General features: G+C 58.4%; 16 protein-coding genes and 1 pseudogene. 12 read left to right on the top strand and 5 right to left on the bottom strand.

Annotation, left to right across the window (positions count from 1 at the left end; genetic code table 11):
• Positions 1-2 precede the first annotated feature (2 nt).
• The 6 genes from HHJ16_RS02225 (at position 3) to HHJ16_RS02200 (ending at position 6,245) form a co-directional block, all read left to right on the top strand.
• On the top strand, positions 3-1,850 hold the full coding sequence (locus tag HHJ16_RS02225; RefSeq protein ID WP_293640314.1) for an aldehyde ferredoxin oxidoreductase family protein: 1,848 nt from the start codon (positions 3-5) through the stop codon (positions 1,848-1,850).
• A gap of 157 nt (positions 1,851-2,007) precedes the next feature.
• The gene (locus tag HHJ16_RS02220) at positions 2,008-3,309 is read left to right on the top strand and encodes an FAD-dependent oxidoreductase (RefSeq protein WP_293640313.1); all 1,302 of its coding nucleotides are present in this window, start codon (positions 2,008-2,010) and stop codon (positions 3,307-3,309) included.
• Complete coding sequence (locus HHJ16_RS02215; RefSeq protein ID WP_293640312.1) at positions 3,306-3,560, top strand: MoaD/ThiS family protein; 255 nt, start codon at positions 3,306-3,308, stop codon at positions 3,558-3,560. The genes HHJ16_RS02220 and HHJ16_RS02215 overlap by 4 nt, the downstream gene beginning before the upstream one ends.
• A 3-nt stretch (positions 3,561-3,563) precedes the next feature.
• The gene (locus HHJ16_RS02210; protein WP_293640311.1) at positions 3,564-3,863 is read left to right on the top strand and encodes a hypothetical protein; all 300 of its coding nucleotides are present in this window, start codon (positions 3,564-3,566) and stop codon (positions 3,861-3,863) included.
• 161 nt (positions 3,864-4,024) lie between these two features.
• Positions 4,025-4,579, top strand: coding sequence for a hypothetical protein (locus HHJ16_RS02205; RefSeq protein ID WP_293640310.1), 555 nt, complete (start codon positions 4,025-4,027; stop codon positions 4,577-4,579).
• 370 nt (positions 4,580-4,949) lie between these two features.
• Entirely contained in the window at positions 4,950-6,245 is a 1,296-nt protein-coding gene (locus HHJ16_RS02200; protein WP_293640309.1) for an acetyl-CoA hydrolase/transferase C-terminal domain-containing protein, read from the top strand.
• Between the two features lie 132 nt (positions 6,246-6,377).
• Here HHJ16_RS02200 and bktB read toward each other — a convergent pair.
• The 4 genes and pseudogenes from bktB to HHJ16_RS02180 all read right to left on the bottom strand — a co-directional run bounded on the left by bktB (position 6,378) and on the right by HHJ16_RS02180 (position 12,005).
• Positions 6,378-7,562, bottom strand: a pseudogene (bktB, locus tag HHJ16_RS02195) (beta-ketothiolase BktB).
• A gap of 249 nt (positions 7,563-7,811) precedes the next feature.
• Entirely contained in the window at positions 7,812-10,502 is a 2,691-nt protein-coding gene (locus tag HHJ16_RS02190; protein WP_293640307.1) for a bifunctional acetate--CoA ligase family protein/GNAT family N-acetyltransferase, read from the bottom strand.
• A gap of 242 nt (positions 10,503-10,744) precedes the next feature.
• Complete coding sequence (locus tag HHJ16_RS02185) at positions 10,745-11,323, bottom strand: NAD(P)H-dependent oxidoreductase (protein WP_293640305.1); 579 nt, start codon at positions 11,321-11,323, stop codon at positions 10,745-10,747.
• Positions 11,324-11,378: 55 nt separating this feature from the next.
• A complete protein-coding gene (locus HHJ16_RS02180) occupies positions 11,379-12,005 on the bottom strand; it encodes a LysE family translocator (protein WP_293640304.1) in 627 nt (208 codons plus the stop codon).
• Positions 12,006-12,394: 389 nt separating this feature from the next.
• Here HHJ16_RS02180 and mnmG point away from each other — a divergent pair, with 389 nt between their 5' ends.
• The 6 genes from mnmG to HHJ16_RS02150 all read left to right on the top strand — a co-directional run bounded on the left by mnmG (position 12,395) and on the right by HHJ16_RS02150 (position 18,242).
• A complete protein-coding gene (gene mnmG / locus HHJ16_RS02175; RefSeq protein ID WP_293640303.1) occupies positions 12,395-14,389 on the top strand; it encodes a tRNA uridine-5-carboxymethylaminomethyl(34) synthesis enzyme MnmG in 1,995 nt (664 codons plus the stop codon).
• Positions 14,389-15,060, top strand: a complete 672-nt coding sequence (gene rsmG, locus HHJ16_RS02170) for a 16S rRNA (guanine(527)-N(7))-methyltransferase RsmG (protein WP_293640301.1) — start codon at positions 14,389-14,391, stop codon at positions 15,058-15,060. The genes mnmG and rsmG overlap by 1 nt, the downstream gene beginning before the upstream one ends.
• Positions 15,061-15,145: 85 nt before the next feature.
• Entirely contained in the window at positions 15,146-15,772 is a 627-nt protein-coding gene (locus HHJ16_RS02165) for a LysE family transporter (protein WP_293640299.1), read from the top strand.
• A 46-nt stretch (positions 15,773-15,818) separates the two neighbouring features.
• Positions 15,819-16,604: an AAA family ATPase gene (locus tag HHJ16_RS02160; RefSeq protein WP_293640298.1), complete on the top strand. Its 786-nt coding sequence runs from the start codon at positions 15,819-15,821 to the stop codon at positions 16,602-16,604.
• A gap of 92 nt (positions 16,605-16,696) precedes the next feature.
• A complete protein-coding gene (locus HHJ16_RS02155; protein WP_293640296.1) occupies positions 16,697-17,242 on the top strand; it encodes an alpha/beta hydrolase in 546 nt (181 codons plus the stop codon).
• 64 nt (positions 17,243-17,306) lie between these two features.
• Positions 17,307-18,242, top strand: a complete 936-nt coding sequence (locus tag HHJ16_RS02150; RefSeq protein WP_293640294.1) for a ParB/RepB/Spo0J family partition protein — start codon at positions 17,307-17,309, stop codon at positions 18,240-18,242.
• A gap of 26 nt (positions 18,243-18,268) precedes the next feature.
• Here the strand turns inward: HHJ16_RS02150 and HHJ16_RS02145 are convergent, their stop codons facing one another.
• Positions 18,269-19,381 carry an NADH:flavin oxidoreductase/NADH oxidase gene (locus tag HHJ16_RS02145; protein WP_293640292.1) on the bottom strand — a complete coding sequence of 371 codons (1,113 nt, stop codon included), beginning with the start codon at positions 19,379-19,381 and terminating at the stop codon, positions 18,269-18,271.
• Positions 19,382-19,421 lie beyond the last annotated feature (40 nt).

Below are 19,421 nucleotides of genomic sequence, written 5' to 3'. Positions count from 1 at the left end.
ACATGTCTTGGGCAAAAAAAATCCTCCGCGTTGACTTGACTGCAGGAACCGTCAAGTCTGAACCTCTTAACATGGATTGGGCGCAAACCTATCTGGGCTCGCGTGGCCTGGGCAGCAAATATCTGGTGTCCGAAGTGGACCCCAAGGTAGACCCGCTGTCACCAGCCAACAAAATCATCTGGGCTACCGGTCCACTGACGGGCACCATGGCTTCAACCGGGGGGCGTTACACCGTCATCACCAAGAGCCCGCTGACCGGTGCGATTGCCTGCTCTAATTCGGGCGGCTACTGGGGCGCCGAACTCAAGATGGCCGGCTGGGACATGATTATTTTCGAGGGAAAATCGGAAAAGCCGGTTTACCTGTACATCAACGACGACACGGCCGAACTACGTGACGCGAGCCATCTGTGGGGCAAGAGCGTCTGGCAGACCGAGGCGATTCTCAAGAAGGGCCTGCAAGACCCACTGGTGCGCGTTTCCAGCATTGGCAAGGCCGGTGAAAACGGCGTGCTGTATGCCGCGGTGGTCAACGATCTGCACCGCGCTGCCGGCCGATCCGGCGTGGGCACCGTCATGGGAAGTAAAAACCTGAAGGCGATTGCAGTGCGCGGCACCAAGGGTGTGGGCAATATCCGCGATCCCAAGGCCTTCATGAAAGTCACCTACGAAAAGAAGAAGATCCTGCATGACAACGCCGTCACCGGCCAGGGGCTGCCTACCTTCGGCACTCAGGTGCTGATGAACGTGATCAACGAAATCGGCGGGTTGCCCACTCGCAACCACCGAGACGTACAGTTTGAAAGCGCGAAGGATATCTCGGCCGAAGCCATGGCGGCGCCGCGCGAGACCGACGGCAAAGCGCAACTGGTGACCAACCAGGCCTGCTTTGGTTGCACCATCGCCTGCGGCCGCATCAGCAAGATGGACGAGACCCATTTCACGGTCGCCAACAAGCCCCAGTACTGGGGCGCCTCTGGCGGATTGGAGTACGAAGCCGCCTGGGCGCTGGGTGCAGCCAATGGCGTCAAAGATCTGGAGACATTGCAATACGTCACCATGTTGTGCAACGAGGAAGGTATCGACCCGATCAGCTTTGGGGCCACCCTTGGTGCGGTGATGGAGCTGTACGAAATGGGCGTACTGACCAAAGAACAGCTTGGCACCGAAGCGCCCTTTGGCTCGGCCGAAGCGCTGGCTTTTTTTGCCGAGGAAACAGTGAACAGTCGCGGCTTTGGCAAGGAAATTGGCCAAGGCTCCAAGCGCCTGACTGCCAAGTACGGCTACCCTGATTTATCCATGACCTCCAAGGGGCAGGAGTTTCCGGCCTACGATGGGCGGGCCATCCAGGGCATTGGGCTGGCCTATGCCACCTCCAACCGCGGCGGTTGCCATTTGCGCGGCTACACCATCGCGTCCGAAGTTCTGGGCATCCCGGTCAAGACCGACCCGCTGGAGCATGAGGGCAAGCCCGAACTGGTCAAGGCCTTCCAGGACGCGACGGCCGCTTTTGACTCCTCCGGGCTGTGCGTGTTCACCACTTTCGCCTGGGGCTTGGCCGACCTGGCGCCGCAGTTGCAAGCGGCTTGCGGAGAGCAGTACACCACCGAAGAGCTTGAAAAAATCGGTGAGCGCATCTGGAACATGGAGCGCGAATTCAACAACGCCGCCGGCTTTACCAAAGCCGACGACTCGCTGCCCAAACGGCTGTTGACCGAACCCGCCAAAACGGGGCCCGCCAAAGGCAAGGTCAACATGTTGGCCGAGATGCTGCCCAAGTATTACGCCGCGCGCGGTTGGGACACCGAAGGCCGCCCCACTGCGGAGACCCGGGCGCGTTTGAGCCTGTAAAGCTTATTCCCTCCCCGGAGGGTGGGGGTGGGTGCTGCATGCACGCCCACCCTTTTTTTAATTCTGGAGATGCCATGGTCCCCCACACTCATTGTTGTTCCCCGTCCCCCGAGTGGGCAAATGTTCACCCTGAGACGGCTTTTTGGATCGCTTTCCCATGACTCACCACGTCATTTTGGGCGCCGGCCCAGCCGGTGTGATTGCCGCAGAAACGATTCGCAAGCACGCGCCGCACGACACCATTACGCTGGTCGGCGACGAAGCCGAACCACCGTATTCGCGCATGGCCATTCCTTACCTGTTGATGGGCAACATTGATGAGCGCGGTACCTACCTGCGCAAAAATCCGGATCACTTTGAGTCCTTGCAAATTAGTCACCTGCATGCTCGCGTCAAGTCTGTAGAAATCGCTACTAAAAGCATTGTGTTGGACGACAACCACAGCCTGAGCTATGACCGGCTGCTGATCGCCACTGGCTCACGCCCGGTGCGCCCGCCGATTGCGGGCATCGAGTCCGCAGGCGTTCACCCCTGCTGGACACTGGAAGATGCCCGCCAGATCATGGCGCTGGCGCAGCCCGGCGCGCGCGTGCTTCAGATGGGCGCCGGCTTCATCGGCTGCATCATCATGGAGGCCCTGATGCAGCGCGGCGTGCACTTGAGCGTGGTCGAGATGGGCGACCGCATGGTGCCGCGGATGATGGGCCCGATGGCCGGCGGCATGATTCGCGACTGGTGCGAGTCCCAAGGCGTGACGGTGTTCACCGGGACCAAGGTCGAGGCGATTGAACCCGGCGCGCCGCTGAAGGTGCGCCTCTCGGACGGGCAGATCGTCGAGGCTGACTTGGTGATCAGTGCCACGGGTGTGAAACCCAACATCGGATTTTTGGAGCATTCCGGCATCACCTGCCTGCAGGGCGTGCTGACCGACGAGCATCTGCAAACCAACGTCCCGGGCGTCTATGCGGCAGGCGATTGCGCAGAAGCCTTTGACAAGGTCAGCGGTAAAACGATCGTTAGCGCCATTCAACCCAATGCGGCCGAGCAAGCGCGGGTGGCCGCGCTGAATATGGTGGGATTGCTCGGTCAACCGCAGGCCGAGCTCAAGGGCGTCACCCAGATTAACGTGCTGGACACCCTGGGTCTGATTTCCACCAGCTTCGGTAACTGGGAAGGTTTGCCGGGTGGCGAGCAGGTGGAGTTAACCGACCGGCAAGCGGACGGCGGCAAAGGCCGTCATCTGAGCCTGCAGTTCAAGGACGATGTCATGGTGGGCTGCAACAGCGTGGGCTGGACCGACCATGTGGGCGTGATGCGCGGGCTGGTCGAAGGCGCCATTCGCCTTGGCCCCTGGAAAGACACGTTGACCCGGGACCCCACCAAATTGATGGAGGCCTATCTGGCGAGCGCGCAGGCGCAGGGACAGTGGAGCGGCGCAACGGACGAGCGACGACGGTGAAAATCACTTTCAAACTGTTTGCGACCCTCACCGACTATCTTCCTGTATCGGCGCGCCGCAGCAATATCGTCGAGCTGGACATCGCGTCCGACGCCTCCATCAGCCAGATCATCGCGCCCTTCGGACTACCTCCCAAGCTGGTTCATCTGGTACTGGTCAATGGCCGCTACATTGAACCCGCCCAGCGCCTGACCACCACGCTGATCGAGGGCGACGTGCTCGCCATCTGGCCACCGATTGCTGGCGGGTAAGCCGTGCAGGCGCACTACGCCGAGCAGTTCGAGCGTGACATGGGCTGCACCGAAGCGGAATGGCTGGGGTGGTTGCCGGCAGCACTCGGAGATAACTTCTGGCAACGTGACGGTGCTTCAGTCCAGATTGTGATTGGTCCGGGTTCTTTGCAGATCCACTGGCATGCAGCCCCACCCCGCGCGCTCGGCCAGGTCCGCATTCCGCGTTTGCTGGTGTGCTTTGCTTTTGCCGGGCTGGACGCGGGGGAGCGCTATCTTTTCATGAAGCGATTTGACCTCTATATGCAGCGCGGTGGGGGCTAGTTATAGGGCCTGTGTCCTACAGCTTTGGCTGTACCGGGGGAATAATATAAAAATGCACCGTTGGATACACCGCATGGGAATAGTCGACCTCCGGTGGCAACCGAGTCATCCGCCTTCGGCCCCGATGCGGGGGTTTGGCGGCTTTAAAGAGGAGTATTTCCGTGGAATACATTTTGAAAGGCATGTTTGGTGAAAAGTCGCTTACCAAGGTGGTCGGCCTGTTTGCCAATAAAAACGAAGCTGACGCCGCTGTCACGAGTGTTTTAAAAGCACAAGGCATGATCCAAGGTCAGGCGCGCGTGCTCGGCCCGCAAGACGCAAAAATCTCCCATCGGGACCTGTTCGGCCGCACCTTGGAGCCGGAGCAACACGGCATCTTCAAAACCGTGTTCTTTGCACACGGCATCACTGGCCTGGCCGGCGCACTGGCAGGGCTGCTGCTATTCGCCTGGTTCTACCAGGGGAATCAGCCCATGGTCATAAGCAGCCCGCTACTCGCGTTCATCGCTATCCTAGGGTTTGGTATTACGTTTGGTTTGCTGTTGGGCGGATTGGTCGCCATGCGGCCCGACCATGTCTGGCTCATCACCAAGGTCCGCAGCGCCCTCACGGAAAATCGCTGGGCAGTCATCGTGCATCCGACCGATGCGAAGCAAACAGTTGCAGCCAAGGAAATATTGCGTCAAAGCGGCGCCGAGGTCCTTAGGAGCTTGTAACGCACGCTGCGCCGGAGTCTTGGCGAGCCTTGCTTACTCAGCGTGAATTGCCCAGGTGAACCCCACCCGGGCGCTCGCCAGGACCACTTGGGAAAACCCTTCCAGCTTTCTGACGGCGCGCTGGCGGCTATTGCTTTTTTAGCCGATCTTGCAGACGCACCGTGTCATATAGCGGCCCCCGGGCCGAACAGAGTCGGCTTCTCAATAACTTCTGGAAGTCGCCAGAAGTGGCAAGTCCGTCGTGCCGGACGCTGATGGGTTATTGGTATTTAACTTCCAATTGCGCATGAATTTCTTTTTGTCAGATTTCTGATCTGATCATTATTTGATAATCGAAAGTTATTCAAAATAATTCAAAGAGAAAGCTGCCATGTCCGTTCATACCCAGTATCAGCAAAAACGCATGTCCGCTGCCGATGCGATTGGCGTCGTCACAAATGGCGATACCGTGGTTATCCCCACCGCAGTGGGCGAGCCTCCAACCCTATTAACGGCACTCTCCGAAGCTCGACGCGGTTTTCGGAATGTGCGGGTGTCGCAAATCCTCCCCGTACGAAAGTACGATTATTTCGATCCTGAAACTACGGAGCACGTCCGACATATCGCGTATTTTTTCAGCGGCATTTCGCGAGCGGGCGGTCAGGAAGGCTGGGTCGACTTCATTCCGGCTAATTTTTCTGAACTGCCAGAACTGATCAAGCGCAACCTGATTCCGGCCGATGTGGTGTTCTCCATGGCCTCACCAATGGACGAACACGGATTCTTCTCCCTCTCGCTGGCGCCTGATTACACGATGGCGGCAATCGACAAGGCCCGTGCCGTGGTATTGGAAGTCAATCCCCATGTGCCGTTCGCCAATGGCAACTGCCACATCCATATCTCGCAGGTGGCGGCTCTGGTGGAGAGTGAGGACCCGCTTCTTGAAGTGGGTCTGCCTAAGATAGGTCCGGTACAAGAGGCCATCGGCAGGTACGTTGCCGAGATGATCCCCGACGGCGCGACGCTGCAAATCGGGTACGGCGGCATTCCCGATGCGGTGGTCATGCAACTGATTCACAAGCACGACTTGGGAATTCACACCGAAATGATTGGCGACGGCATCATGACGCTGGTGGAGGCTGGCGTGGTGACTAACCGCAAAAAGAATTACCACAACGGCAAGATGCTGGCCACCTTCGCACTCGGATCAAAGAAGCTTTACGAGTTTTTGCATCGCAATCCGGCGGTCGAAATGCACCCTGTCGGTTTCACCAACGATCCGTGGCTAGCGGGCCAGAACGACAATCTGCACGCCATCAATGCCACCATGCAGATCGATTTCATGGGCCAGTGCGGCTCGGAAAGCCTCGGGTTTTCACCCTACTCTGGCACGGGCGGCCAAACCGACTTCGTGCGCGCCGCCAATCGCTCAAACGGTGGAAAGGCCTTCATCGTCCTGCCCTCGACTGCGAAGCACGACACCATCTCGCGGATTGTGCCAACCCTGTCCACCGGCACGCACGTATCCACCAGCAAAAACGACATCAATTATGTGGTGACGGAATACGGGGTGGTCCAGTTGCGGGGCAAGACCGCCCATCAGCGCTGCGAAGCATTAATAGACATCGCACATCCCGATTTCCGGGGGGAACTGCGCGAAGCCGCCAAGAAGATGAATCTCCTCTGACGCGGCCCGCTCATTGGAGTACGCAGATTCGGATTTCCTTCCTTACGTCGCTTTTTCCGTCACACCCTCCGGCCTCCGGAGGGTGCCCAGAAGATGCTATTAATAAATAGCGTTAAGGACGGCGTTGTGAGATCAGATCCGCTCAAAGATCGCCGCAATGCCCTGGCCGCCCCCAATACACATCGTCACCAATGCGTATCGGCCCTGGATGCGCTGCAACTCGTACACCGCTTTAACGGTAAGCAGGGCACCCGTGGCCCCGATCGGGTGCCCCAGCGAGATGCCGGATCCGTTGGGGTTGACTTTGGCAGGGTCAAAACCGAGGTCGCGGCTGACGGCGCAGGCTTGGGCGGCGAAGGCTTCGTTGGCCTCGATCACGTCGAGGTCCTTGATGGTCAGTCCGGCCTTTTTAAGCGCGAGCTGGGTCGCGGGCACGGGACCGATGCCCATGTATTTGGGGTCCACACCCGCGTGGGCGTATGCCACCAAACGGGCTAGCGGCTTCAGACCACGTGCTTTGGCCGTGGCAGCTTCCATCAGCACCACGGCCGCGGCCGCGTCGTTGATGCCTGAGGCATTGCCGGCGGTCACGGTACCATTTTCTTTGATGAACACGGGCTTGAGCTTGGCCAAATCGGCCAAGGTGCAGTTAGGACGGAAATGCTCATCCGTGTCGTAAGCCACATCACCTTTTCAACTTTTAAGGATCACCGGAACGATCTGCTCTTTGAAGTAGCCGGCTTCGATGGCGCGCTGCGCACGGTTATGGCTTTCAACCGCCAGTTTGTCTTGGTCTTCGCGCGTGATGCCCCATTTAGCGGCGATGTTCTCTGCAGTGACGCCCATGTGAACGGTGTGGAACGGGTCGTGCAGTGCGCCGACCACCATGTCGACCATCTTGGTATCTCCCATGCGGGCACCCCAGCGCATGTTCAGGCTGGCGTAGGGCGCTCGGCTCATGTTCTCGGCCCCGCCACCAATCGCGATGTCGGTATCGCCCAGCAAGATACTCTGGCTGGCGGAAATGATGGCCTGCAGGCCGGAGCCGCAAAGACGGTTCACGTTGAAGGCTGGCGTGCCTTCGCCACAGCCGCCGTTGACGGCTGCCACGCGCGACAAGTACATGTCTTTGGGTTCGGTGTTGACGACGTGGCCGAACACCACGTGGCCAACGTCTTTGCCGTCAACGTTAGCGCGTGCCAGCGACTCTCGTACCACCAGCGCGGCCAGTTCCGTGGGAGGGCTGTCCTTTAGACTGCCGCCAAAGGTTCCAATGGCGGTGCGTACACCGCTTACAACAACGACTTCACGGTTCATGGGAGTGTCTCCAGTAGTTAAAAATGGGCCGCGTAAGAGGTCGCTCAGCTTTTCTACAGCCAGCGGACTCACATCAAGGCAAATCAGTATGGCACGACGCTCAGAGGGAAGAGGGTAATCGCCCCTGATCTACCTATTTCCTCACGCAAAAAGTATTGCCTGCCGCTGAGAACAGCCGCCAGCCGCTACGAATAAATAGCCGTGTTGGCTTGCCTGGATGACGCGTGAGCCCGCTCCTGCGGGTCGCGCTCACAGTGCGTGCGTGACGAGCTTGAAATCTGGATCTTCGGCAAACGGTTTGACGCCAAAGCCCAGGCCTTTCATGAGCTTGATCATGGCGGGATTGTTGGCCAACACCAGCCCGTCCATCTCGGTCAACCCCTTTTCACGCGCCACATCCATGATGCTTTGCATCAAGCGCGAGCCCAGGCCCTTGCCGTTAAAGTCGTCTGCCACGACAAGCGCAAATTCGCAGCTGGACTGGTCGGGGTTGGTGATGTAGCGCGACACGCCGACGATGCGCTTGGTCTCCAGGATCTCGCCATCCGGCCCGGCCACGCGTTCCTTGAACACGGCCACCAACGCCATTTCGCGGTCATAGTCGATCAGCGTGAAGCGCGCCAGCATGGAGGGCGGCAGTTCGACGATGGACGAGACGAATCGGAAATAGCGACTCTCGGAAGACAGATGGTGCATCAGGTCTTGCAGCATGTCCGCATCGTCCGGGTGGATGGGGCGCACGGTGTACTCGCCGCCACCGCGCTGCGGCCACACGTGTTCGTAGCGGGCAGGATAGGGCAGTATCGCCAGGTGGTTGTAATTGTTGGCACGGCCATTGACGGCCTGCGGCGCATGGCCAATGACAATGCGCGCGTCGACTGCGACGGCGCCCGATTCGTCCACAATAATGGGATTGATGTCCATCTCGCGCAGCTGGGGCAACTCGCACACCATTTCCGACACCCGTAGCAGCACCTGTTCCAGCGCGTCCATATTCACGGCGCTGGCGCCTCGCCATTCGCCGAGTGTTTCTGCCACACGGGAGCGTTCGATCAGCCGGCGTGCGAGAAACTGATTCAGCGGCGGCAGTTCCATGGCGCGGTCATCGATGAGTTCGATCATGGTTCCGCCGGCGCCGAACGCGATCACGGGGCCAAATGGGTCGTCGGTGACCAGACCGATGTAGATCTCTCGGCCACGACGAGCGCTCGCCATGTTTTGAACCGTCACGCCGTTGATGCGAGCATTCGGTTGCAGGCGAGTGACGCGCTGCACCATGTCGGTGTAGGTGTCGCGCGCCGTGGCGCCGTTCATGATGTTGAGTGCCACACCCTGCACGTCCGATTTATGGCTGATATCGGGTGAATCAATCTTGAGTGCCACCGGGAAACCCAGCTGTGTCGCAATCATCATCGCCTCGTGGGCACTGCGTGCGAGGATGGTTTTGGTGACCGGAATATGAAAGGATGCGAGCAGTGTTTTGGACTCCATCTCGGTCAGTACATTGCGCCGCTCTGCCAGCACGCTTTCAATCACCAGACGCGCGCCCTCGATGTCGGGCTTGGCCAGCGCGGATAAAGGCGGCGGGGTTTGCAACAGCAGCTGCTGATTTTGATAAAACGAGGCGATGTTGCCGAAGGCGCCCACGGCCGCCTCGGGCGTGCGAAAGCTGGGAATAGCCGCCTCGTTGAGAATGCTGCGCGCCATGACCACGGAGGTATCTCCCATCCAGCACGACAGCAAGGGCTTGCCCATTGAGCGTTTGACCTCCACCAAGGCGCGCGCGACCTCGGAGGGGTCGGCCCCGACTTTAGGAGAATAGATAGCCAGCACGCCGTCGACTTGACGGTCCTTGCAAGCAGCTTCTATCGCCACTCGATAGTGTTCTGGTGTGGCCTCTTCAGACAAGTCAATGAGGTCCGACAAAGACGCGAGTTCGGGCAGTAGCGGCCGAAGAGCTCTTACAGACTCGGGCGAGAGCTTTCCCAAATGCAAAAATATTTCGTTGACCCAGTCGGCTGCCAGCACGCCGGGCCCGCCGCCGTTGGTGACGATGGCCAATCGCCGCCCGACCGGGCGATAACGCGAAGCCAGACACTTGGCGGCTGAGAACAGCTGGACAAAAGAACGCACGCGCACCGCACCGGCTCGGCGCAGGGCGGCGTCAAAGACATCATCGCTGCCGACGATGGCGCCGCTGTGGGTCTGCGCAGCCTCGTTCCCGGCTGGTTTTCGGCCGGCCTTGAGCACCACCACGGGCTTGGCATTCGCCGCCGAGCGCAACGCACTCATGAACCGGCGCGCGTTGGAAATGCCTTCCAGATAGACGACGATACTTTGGGTTTGTGCATCGTTCGCCAGAAAATCGAGTACCTGGGCAATGTCCACAGAGGTGTTGGGTCCAAGCGATACGACCGACGAAAAGCCGACCCCATTATTACTGGCCCAATCAAGGATTGAGGACGTTAGTGCCCCCGATTGCGACACCAGCGCCAAGGAGCCGGCCTTGGCTAGCGGCCCGGCTGCGCTGGCGTTGAGCTGGAGTTGTGGGCGCTGCAAACCGAGGCCGTTAGGGCCGAGCAGATGAACGCCTTCACGGTGTGCAATTCGCTTCAGTTCAGCCGCCTTGTCGACGTCGATGCCACTCGAAATCACCAGTGCGGCGCGGCACGCCATACGGCCCGCGACCTCCAGCGCGGCCGCCAAGTCCTGCGGCGGCAGCGCGATGATGGCAAGATCCGCTCGCGTCTGCGCCAACTCCGCCAAGGTGCCGCTGGTGTGAATATCGAGAAAGGTCAAGGTGCCGCTGTAGCGCTGGGCACGCAAGGCATGGTGCAGCGCCTTGCCCTGCGTGGTCTGCGTGGCGGGGTCGTCGACCTTGCCCGCAAAAACAACGATGGACTCTGGGGAGAAAAGAGGGGTGAGGTAGTGTTTGTCCATAGGTATTCCAATCGGCGCCAATCAGCAAACTAACATGCAGAGCGGCACTGCCGCCAACGGACTCATCATCTCGCCCCGTTCCGGGCAACCGCTGACAGCGCGCTGGCAGGGATGCCGGGCCCATACTTGTGAAGTCTAGGGCTGGATGGACCTCAGCATTTTGATACAAAGCAATTTTTTGCACTCCCCGAATCGCGATCAACCCCCGAACGGCATCAAGACAAAGCGCCTACGCAGGATCTTTACGTGGTCAAACGCTCGGCCGCAAACAGCACCTGGTCGATCACCGCCTGCACGTTGCTCCGGTGGGCGTCATTCAGTAGCTGGCCTCGTGCGTCAAATGCGTCACTCGCGTGACTCAGTGCAAACGCCCTGGGCGCCACCCAGCATTGCGCGTTGAGTAGCAAGGGCGCGAGGTGGCTTTGTGAGCGCAGGCCGCCGAGAGCGCCGGGTGAGGCGCTGAGTAGTCCCACCACCTTGCCGCTGAAGGACTTAAATCCCTCCTGCCAGGCAACGTCACTTTTGACCGGGCTGGAGGCCCAATCAATCGTGTTCTTGAGCAATGCGGTGTAGCTGCCGTTGTATTCCGGCGAGCAGATGATCCAGGCCGGGTGTTCATACATCAGCTGCTTAAGCCTCATCACGTCGCGAGGGGTGCCTTGAGCTTCAAGATCGGCGTTGTACATCGGAAGGTCGAAGTCCACCAATTCGAGGTGGGTCACGTCAGCGCCGCCGGCGCGGGCCAGCTGAGCAGCAACGTGAGCCAGTTTTCGGTTGAAGGAGTTCAGGCGGGTACTGCCTGCGAAGATGAGTAGTTTCATGGCGATGGCGCAAAGGGTTTAGCGATGGGTTTAATGGTAGTTAGTTTGCGGTCACTTATCGTTCTGAAACCGCCAACCTTACTGCAAGCCCTAAAAATACGAATCCTGAAAGTTTATTTAAGACTTGCTGAGTCCGCGCGGAGCGCCGGAGAATGTGGCCTACCGATGCGGAAAACCAAGCAATAGTGCCGAATGTGAGCAATGTGGCCAGGATGAAAACAAAGCCCAACCAGAGGATTTGCCGCCCAACCCCGCCGTCTGCAGGGTTCACAAACTGGGGCAGAAACGCCAAGAAGAAGATCACCACCTTGGGGTTGGTCAGGTTGAGGAGGACGCCGCGCCGATACATGTGCGCCGCAGCCAAAGGTCGGCAGCCGGATAAGGTTGCGCTGCCGACCGGTGCGCGAAACGCCTGCCAGGCGAGGTAAGCCAGGTAGGCCGCACCGCCAAGCTTTAATAGCGTAAACGCGAGGATGGAAGCGGCGAAAATTGCCGCCAGACCGAGCGCTACGGCCGCTGTGTGAACCATCAGGCCGGTGCACAGGCCCATCACCACAAACAGGCCGGCGCGTCGCCCGCGCAGCGCCGATTGCATCAATACAAACAAATTGTCAGGGCCGGGTGAGAGGCCGAGCAGAACGGAGACGCCAAAGAAAGTGACGAGGGTTTCGATTGAGGGCATGCGAGGTCAGGAGACTATTCAATGGGGGGAGAAGTTCGGAGCCGGTCGCTTAGGATTTGATTCACAGGGTTTCCCTAAATCACTAAAATATAGGGCTGCCCAAAATTGCCAACATGCCTATGCCGTCTTTAAGTGGCCTTTCCACCAATCTCTGTGCCAACGATAATTTGGCGCACACAGACGACCTGCGCGTGTTTCGCGCCATGCTGGTGGTGCCGGGCAGCCGGCTAGGAACGCATTCGATAAAAAGAAGAAGGCCAACCGCCTGCCGGACGCGAGATTTTTGCATATTGGTACGGTGCAGATCGAGTTGTTTGTTAACGCCAGTCGGCGTCGGGTTTAGGCGGCACACGCTACCCGCTTCAACACTGAATTGATAGAGGCTTCAAATGTATTATCCACAAGAATTTGATGTGATCGTGGTCGGTGGCGGTCATGCCGGCACAGAGGCGGCGTTGGCTGCCGCTCGCATGGGCTGCAAGACCTTGCTGCTCTCACACAATATTGAAACGCTCGGCCAGATGAGCTGCAACCCGTCTATCGGCGGAATTGGCAAGGGCCATTTGGTTAAGGAGGTGGATGCCATGGGGGGGGCAATGGCGCTCGCGACCGACGAAAGCGGCATACAGTTTCGGATTTTGAACTCCAGCAAGGGACCGGCTGTGCGCGCTACCCGTGCCCAGGCCGACCGTGTCTTATACAAGGCATCCATTCGCCGCAAGCTGGAAAACCAGCCTAACTTGTGGCTGTTCCAGCAGGCTGTCGATGACCTGATGGTGGAAGGTGACCGGGTGACCGGCGCAGTGACTCAGATCGGCATCAAGTTTCGCGCCCGCACGGTAGTCCTGACAGCCGGAACCTTTCTGGACGGAAAGATTCATGTCGGCTTGAACAATTTTGCGGCGGGCAGGGCGGGTGATCCGCCGGCAGTGTCGCTCAGCGCCCGCCTGAAAGAACTTAAACTTCCTCAAGGTCGCTTGAAAACCGGAACACCACCGCGTATCGACGGGCGCACGATCGACTTCAGCCAATGCACTGTGCAGCCTGGTGACGGTATGCCAGGCGGCGTGGGGGGGTCAGTTCCAGTGTTCAGCTTCATGGGAAACGCCATTGCGCATCCGCAGCAGATGCCGTGCTGGATTACCCATACCAACGAGCGCACACACGAAATCATCCGCTCTGGTTTTGATCGCAGTCCCATGTTCACCGGCAAGATTGACGGCGTAGGGCCCCGCTATTGCCCGAGTGTGGAGGACAAAATTAATCGCTTCGCCGACAAGGCCAGCCACCAGATTTTTTTGGAGCCCGAAGGTCTCACGACCCATGAGATTTATCCGAATGGCATCTCAACCAGCCTGCCTTTCGATATTCAATACGCCTTGGTGCGCTCCATATCGGGCCTGGAAAACGCCCACATTTTGCGGCCTGGTTACGCCATTGAATACGACTACTTTGATCCCCGCGCGCTGAAAGCCAGCTTTGAAACGCGGGCCGTCGGCGGTCTGTTTTTCGCCGGACAAATCAACGGCACGACCGGTTATGAGGAGGCGGCGGCGCAAGGCATGTTCGCGGGCATCAATGCCGCGCTGCAATGTCAAGGCAGGGAAGCCTGGCTCCCTCGCCGTGACGAAGCCTATTTGGGCGTTTTAGTCGATGATCTGATCACGAAGGGCGTGACCGAGCCCTACCGCATGTTTACCAGTCGGGCGGAATTCCGTTTGATGCTTCGCGAGGACAACGCCGACATGCGTCTGACCGAAAAGGGGAGGGAACTAGGCCTGGTTGACGATGAGCGGTGGGATGCTTTTAACCGAAAACGCGATGCCGTTTCACGTGAAACAGAGCGGCTGCGGTCCATCTGGGTCAATCCCAACAACCTGCCTGCGGCAGAAGCGGAGCGTGTGTTGGGGAAAGCGATTGAGCGCGAATACAATCTGGCCGATTTACTACGCCGGCCCGACGTGAATTATGCAGGGCTGATGTCATTGAGCGAGGGGAAATATGCCAACCCCGATATTCTTGGCACGCCGACGACTGTTTCACGTGAAACAGTCTTGCCTGAGAGCTTGGCGCGTAGCGTGATTGAACAAATCGAAATCACGGCAAGGTACGCGGGCTACATCGATCAGCAAAAGATCGAGGTTGAGCGTGCCGCCCATTACGAGAATCTCAAATTGCCCGCCAATCTGGATTACTTGCAAGTATCGGCATTGAGCTTTGAGGCCAGGCAAACCTTGGCCAAGCACCGACCCGAAACCTTGGGCATTGCCTCCCGAATTCAGGGGGTAACGCCTGCGACGGTATCGCTTCTGTTGGTGCATCTGAAAAAGAATTTATGGAAGAACACGCTTCCGGTGTCCTCCGCTGAAGAAGTTGCCGGCTGATGCAGGCCGCTGAACAAGATCTCCGCGCGGTATTGTTAGCGGGATTGCAGGCGTTGCAGCTTGATCTGAGCGAACAGCAGATCAATCAACTGATGGATTTTCAAGGATTGATCGCTAAATGGACGCAGGTTTATAACCTTACCGCTGTGCGCCATCCCGCCGAGATGATGACCCATCATCTGCTGGATAGTCTGGCGGTCATTGCGCCACTACGACAATATCTGCAAAAAGTCGGTCTGGAACGTGGCGGTCGCCTGCTCGATGTCGGCTCGGGGGCGGGTTTACCTGGCGTGGTGATCGCCATCTGCTGTCCGATGGTTGATGTCACATGCGTCGATACCGTGGCCAAAAAGGCCGCCTTTATTAAACAAGTGGGGCTAGCCTTGCAACTCCCCAATCTCGCCGGACTGCACGCACGGGTAGAAAACATCGAGCACCCATTTGATGTAATCACTTCCCGCGCGTTTGCCTCGCTGGCCGATTTCACTAATTGGTCCGCCAACGCATTGGCAAAGCATGGCGTCTGGATGGCCATGAAGGGGAAATACCCCGCTGCGGAATTGACTGTCCTTCCTCCAACCGTTGAGATGTTTCACGTGGAACAGTTGCAGGTTCCCGGTCTCGATGCCGAGCGCTGTCTTTTATGGATGCGGGCGACGGCTTCACAGTAGCTAAAGCACAAACAAAACCCGCTTTGGTGGTGGTTTAGCTACACCTCTGTCGTAAACTCGAATCCTCGATATCAGGGGAAATTCCATGCTGGGCTCATTTGTCGGCGTCACCGACTACGGCGCGTTTATCGTCGCTGTTCTCGTTTTCCTGGCCCTTCCAGGACCCGGCAACCTTGCTTTGATCACCTCCACCAGCAAGGGCTTCGTCGCCGGCGGCTTGGCAGCTACATTCGGCGTAATCGCAGGCGACCAGGTCTTGCTCTGGGCGGCTGTGGCAGGCGTATCGGCTGTGATGACCACCTATCCCGCAGCCTTCCGTGCTGTGCAGTGGCTGGGCGCAGCCTATTTGATCTGGCTAGGCATCAGAATGTTGAAAACCAAATCCGGCGATGCGCCAATTTTGAACATCAAACCGCGACACTACTTTAGACAGGCGCTGTTAATTACCCTGCTCAACCCGAAAGCCATTGTTTTCTATCTGGCCTTTTTTCCACTGTTTGTGGATCCGGCCCAGCATCAAGGGTTCAAAACTTTCGGGGTGATGGCTGCAACTATTGCGGGGCTCACCTTTCTGTACGGGCTAACTGCAGTGTTGATCACCCATTATCTGGCTGGGCAGCTTCGGGCAAACCCAAGAATTTCAACCGCCTTTCATAAAGGTGCCGGCGTATTTCTTATCGGTTTTGGCCTCAAGCTGGCGCTTAGCAAATAAGTTTGGTTCGAAGTTTTCATTTTACAAAACAACAATTAAATCATCCATGGCTAAAATATTCTGCGTTGCCAACCAAAAAGGCGGAGTGGGCAAGACGACCACCACGGTGAATCTGGCAGCAGGCTTGGCCAAAATTGGTCAACGTGTGCTGATGATCGATCTCGACCCGCAAGGAAACGCCACCATGGGTTCGGGCGTGGACAAGCGCAAGCTGGCGCTCACGGTGTACGACGTGCTGATCGAGTCGGCAACGATTGCCGAGGCCTGCGTGAAGAGTGAAAAATTAATCGCGGCAGGGTGTGGCTATGACGTGCTGGGCGCGAACCGGGAACTGGCCGGTGCCGAGGTCGAGTTGGTCCAGCTTGAGCGTCGCGAAAAGCGACTCAAGCTGGCTCTGGCTGTGGTCGACAACGACTACGATTTTGTGCTGATCGACTGCCCCCCGTCTCTTTCCATGCTCACGCTCAATGGTCTTTGCTCTGCGCATGGCGTCGTGGTCCCCATGCAATGTGAGTACTTCGCACTCGAAGGGCTGACGGACCTAGTCAACACCATCAAGCAGGTGCATGCCAACCTCAACAAGGATTTGCAGATCATTGGGTTGTTGCGCATGATGTTTGATCCGCGTATCACGCTGCAGCAGCAGGTTAGCGACCAGCTCAAGGAGCATTTTGCCGAAAAAGTGTTCAACACCGTGATTCCGCGCAATGTGCGTCTTGCCGAAGCGCCCAGCTACGGTTTGCCAGGCGTCGTGTTTGACCCTGCCTCAAAAGGGGCGCAGGCGTTTGTGACTTTTGCTGAAGAAATGGTCGAACGCATCAAGGGCATGTAAATTTCTCTTTCCGCATAAGAATAATGGCTGTGTGTTAGGTGCGCCTTGCATAACTAGCTATTAAAACAATAGCACATAAGCATTGCAAATAAATGAAACCACACAACGTACTGATTCTTCCGGGCTGGCAAAACAGCGGCCCCGACCACTGGCAAAGCCGCTGGCAGCGCACGCAGGGCTACACGCGCGTGGAGCAACACGACTGGATGCGGCCACTGCGTGGCGACTGGATTTCGCGGCTCGAAGATGTCCTGCTCTCTTGCGATGAACCGGCCGTGTTGGTGGCCCATAGCCTGGGTTGTATGAACGTGGCGGCGTGGGCTTCACGGTCCCAAAATTTGCATCGCGTTAACGCCGCATTGCTGGTGGCCCCCCCCGACGTAGAAAGTCACGAGATGCGTCAGAGGCTAACCAGCTGGGCGCCGATTCCTTTGCAACCGCTACCCTTTAAAACAGTACTGTTCGCCAGCAGCGACGACCCTTATTGCACGCCAGAACGGGCCAGACATTTCGCGGCGGCCTGGAACGCTGATTTTGTAGACGCTGGCCCACGCGGCCACCTTAATGGCGAGAGCGGCTTGGGGGACTGGCCGCTCGCCTACGAGCAGCTGCTGCAACTCATCCGCCTGACGCCCTGATCGCTCTCCGGCTTTCTAAAGCGCCAGGCTTTGCCACTTTGAACTGAGAAAGACAAGACAAATTATGGTTACCAAAAAGCCCAAAGGCCTCGGACGTGGACTCGAAGCTTTGCTCGGCCCCAAAGTCAATGATTTCTCAGACCCGGACAATGCCAACAGCAGCACGACCAGCCCCGGCCTGTCGGCGACGCTGCAGCTTACCGACCTGGTACCAGGCCAGTATCAACCGCGCACTCGAATGGACGAGGGTGCCCTTTACGAACTGGCCGAATCCATCAAGGCCCAAGGCATCATCCAGCCGATTCTGGTGCGACGCTTAAACAGCGGCGCAAACGATGGCAAATACGAAATCATAGCGGGTGAGCGGCGCTTCAGAGCCGCCAAGCTGGCCGGGCTGGACAGCGTGCCGGTACTGGTGCGCGACGTGCCCGACGAGGCCGCTGCAGCGATGTCGTTGATTGAAAATATTCAGCGCGAAGATCTCAACCCATTAGAGGAGGCTCAAGGCCTGCAACGCCTGGTAAAGGAGTTTGGGCTCACTCACGAGCTTGCGGCGCAGGCCGTCGGCCGCTCGCGCAGCGCAGCGTCCAATCTGCTGCGCCTGCTGAACCTGGCCGATCCGGTGCAAACCATGCTGATGGCTGGCGACCTCGACATGGGCCATGCACGGGCACTGCTGGCGCTAGACCGCGCGACGCAGATTACCGCCGCCAATCAGATATCGGCCAAGAAAATGTCGGTTCGTGAGGCTGAAAGCCTGGTTAAGAAAATCGGTGCCGACTTCTCGCTTAAACCGCAAAAAGCAGGGAAGGAAAAGTCGCGCGACACCCGCCGCGTAGAAGAAGAATTGGCTGACTTGCTCATGGCTGAGGTAGAAGTCCGCATTAAAAAGCAGGTGAAGCGCAACGGCCGTCGCGAAGACGTCGGCGAACTGGCCATTCAGTTTGCCTCAATGGATGAGTTGAATGGTTTGATCGAGCGCTTGCGCGGCGGCAATTAAGCCGGAGTTTCGACCTGCCGAAGGCTTCAGCGCTGACCGATTTTTGCGTCCCCAAACAGCGCCTTCGAACCGCGCGGTTGGGAGCGCCAGTACTGGGGCGGAGCCTCCACTTGCGCGCCCAGCTTCGCTGCTGCATGCCAAGGCCAGCGCGGGTCAAACAACATCCCCCGCGCCAGCGCCACCAGATCGGCACGGCCTTCGGCAATGATCGCCTCCGCCTGTTCCGGCTCGGTGATCAAGCCGACCGCGATGGTCGGTAGGCCGGTCTCAGTCCGAACTCTCTCCGCCAACGGAACTTGATAATTCTGGCCCACCGGAATTTGCTGCAGCGGCGACACGCCACCGCTGGTCAGGTGCACAAAGGTGCAGCCGCGCTGGCGCAAGGCATGGCCAAACACGACACTTTGCTCGACATCCCAGCCGCCTTCGACCCAGTCCGTGCCAGAAATACGCACACCAACCGCCATTTTTGGTGGTACCGCGGCCCGCACCGCCTCAAAAACCATGAGGGGAAAGCGCATGCGCTTGTCCAGCGAACCGCCATAAGCATCCGAGCGGGCATTCGACAGCGGTGAGAGAAATTGGTGGAGCAGATAGCCGTGCGCCGCATGCAGCTCGATCGCATCAAGGCCGAGACGATACGCACGCTGCGCGGCCAGCACAAAAGCTTGCAACACATGTTCCAGCCCCGCGTCGTCGAGCGCTTCCGGCGCTGGTTCCTCCGGACTATAGGCGATAGCCGAGGGCGCCAAAGGACGCCAGCCGCCTTGCCCTGGCGGGATCAACTGGCCACCCTCCCACGGCACGCGGCTAGAGGCTTTGCGGCCGGCGTGCGAAAGCTGAATGCCAAGGGGAATGGATGAATACTTGCGAACGGCAATGAGCACCTTTTTCAGGGCCGCTTCGTTCTCGTCCGACCATAGCCCGAGGTCGCCCGGAGAGATGCGTCCTTCCGGTGCGACAGAAGTCGCTTCGACGATGAGCAAGCCGGCACCTGAGAGCGCCAAATGCCCCAGATGAATCAGGTGCCAGTCCGTCGCGTTACCGTTCTCTGCAGAGTACTGGCACATCGGCGCAATCACGATGCGGTTTTTCAGCGCAAGCGGGCCGAGCGCAAAGGGAGAAAACAGGAAACTCATAATTTATTCCAGACAGAGTGTGCAAGACCGCAAGGCGGTC

This window comes from Polaromonas sp., assembly GCF_012927485.1.
GTDB lineage: Bacteria > Pseudomonadota > Gammaproteobacteria > Burkholderiales > Burkholderiaceae_C > Polaromonas.
Note: the sequence above shows the minus strand (reverse complement) of the source record. Positions and strands in the feature narration are given on the sequence as shown.

Bases quoted from the DNA above. Each gene is read 5' to 3' on its own strand.
- HHJ16_RS02225 (WP_293640314.1), top strand. From the start codon at position 3: ATGTCTTGGGCAAAAAAAATCCTCCGCGTTGACTTGACTGCAGGAACC.
- HHJ16_RS02220 (WP_293640313.1), top strand. From the start codon at position 2,008: ATGACTCACCACGTCATTTTGGGCGCCGGCCCAGCCGGTGTGATTGCC.
- HHJ16_RS02200 (WP_293640309.1), top strand. From the start codon at position 4,950: ATGTCCGTTCATACCCAGTATCAGCAAAAACGCATGTCCGCTGCCGAT.
- HHJ16_RS02190 (WP_293640307.1), bottom strand. From the start codon at position 10,502: ATGGACAAACACTACCTCACCCCTCTTTTCTCCCCAGAGTCCATCGTT.
- HHJ16_RS02185 (WP_293640305.1), bottom strand. From the start codon at position 11,323: ATGAAACTACTCATCTTCGCAGGCAGTACCCGCCTGAACTCCTTCAAC.
- HHJ16_RS02180 (WP_293640304.1), bottom strand. From the start codon at position 12,005: ATGCCCTCAATCGAAACCCTCGTCACTTTCTTTGGCGTCTCCGTTCTG.
- mnmG (WP_293640303.1), top strand. From the start codon at position 12,395: ATGTATTATCCACAAGAATTTGATGTGATCGTGGTCGGTGGCGGTCAT.
- rsmG (WP_293640301.1), top strand. From the start codon at position 14,389: ATGCAGGCCGCTGAACAAGATCTCCGCGCGGTATTGTTAGCGGGATTG.
- HHJ16_RS02165 (WP_293640299.1), top strand. From the start codon at position 15,146: ATGCTGGGCTCATTTGTCGGCGTCACCGACTACGGCGCGTTTATCGTC.
- HHJ16_RS02160 (WP_293640298.1), top strand. From the start codon at position 15,819: ATGGCTAAAATATTCTGCGTTGCCAACCAAAAAGGCGGAGTGGGCAAG.
- HHJ16_RS02155 (WP_293640296.1), top strand. From the start codon at position 16,697: ATGAAACCACACAACGTACTGATTCTTCCGGGCTGGCAAAACAGCGGC.
- HHJ16_RS02150 (WP_293640294.1), top strand. From the start codon at position 17,307: ATGGTTACCAAAAAGCCCAAAGGCCTCGGACGTGGACTCGAAGCTTTG.
- HHJ16_RS02145 (WP_293640292.1), bottom strand. From the start codon at position 19,381: ATGAGTTTCCTGTTTTCTCCCTTTGCGCTCGGCCCGCTTGCGCTGAAA.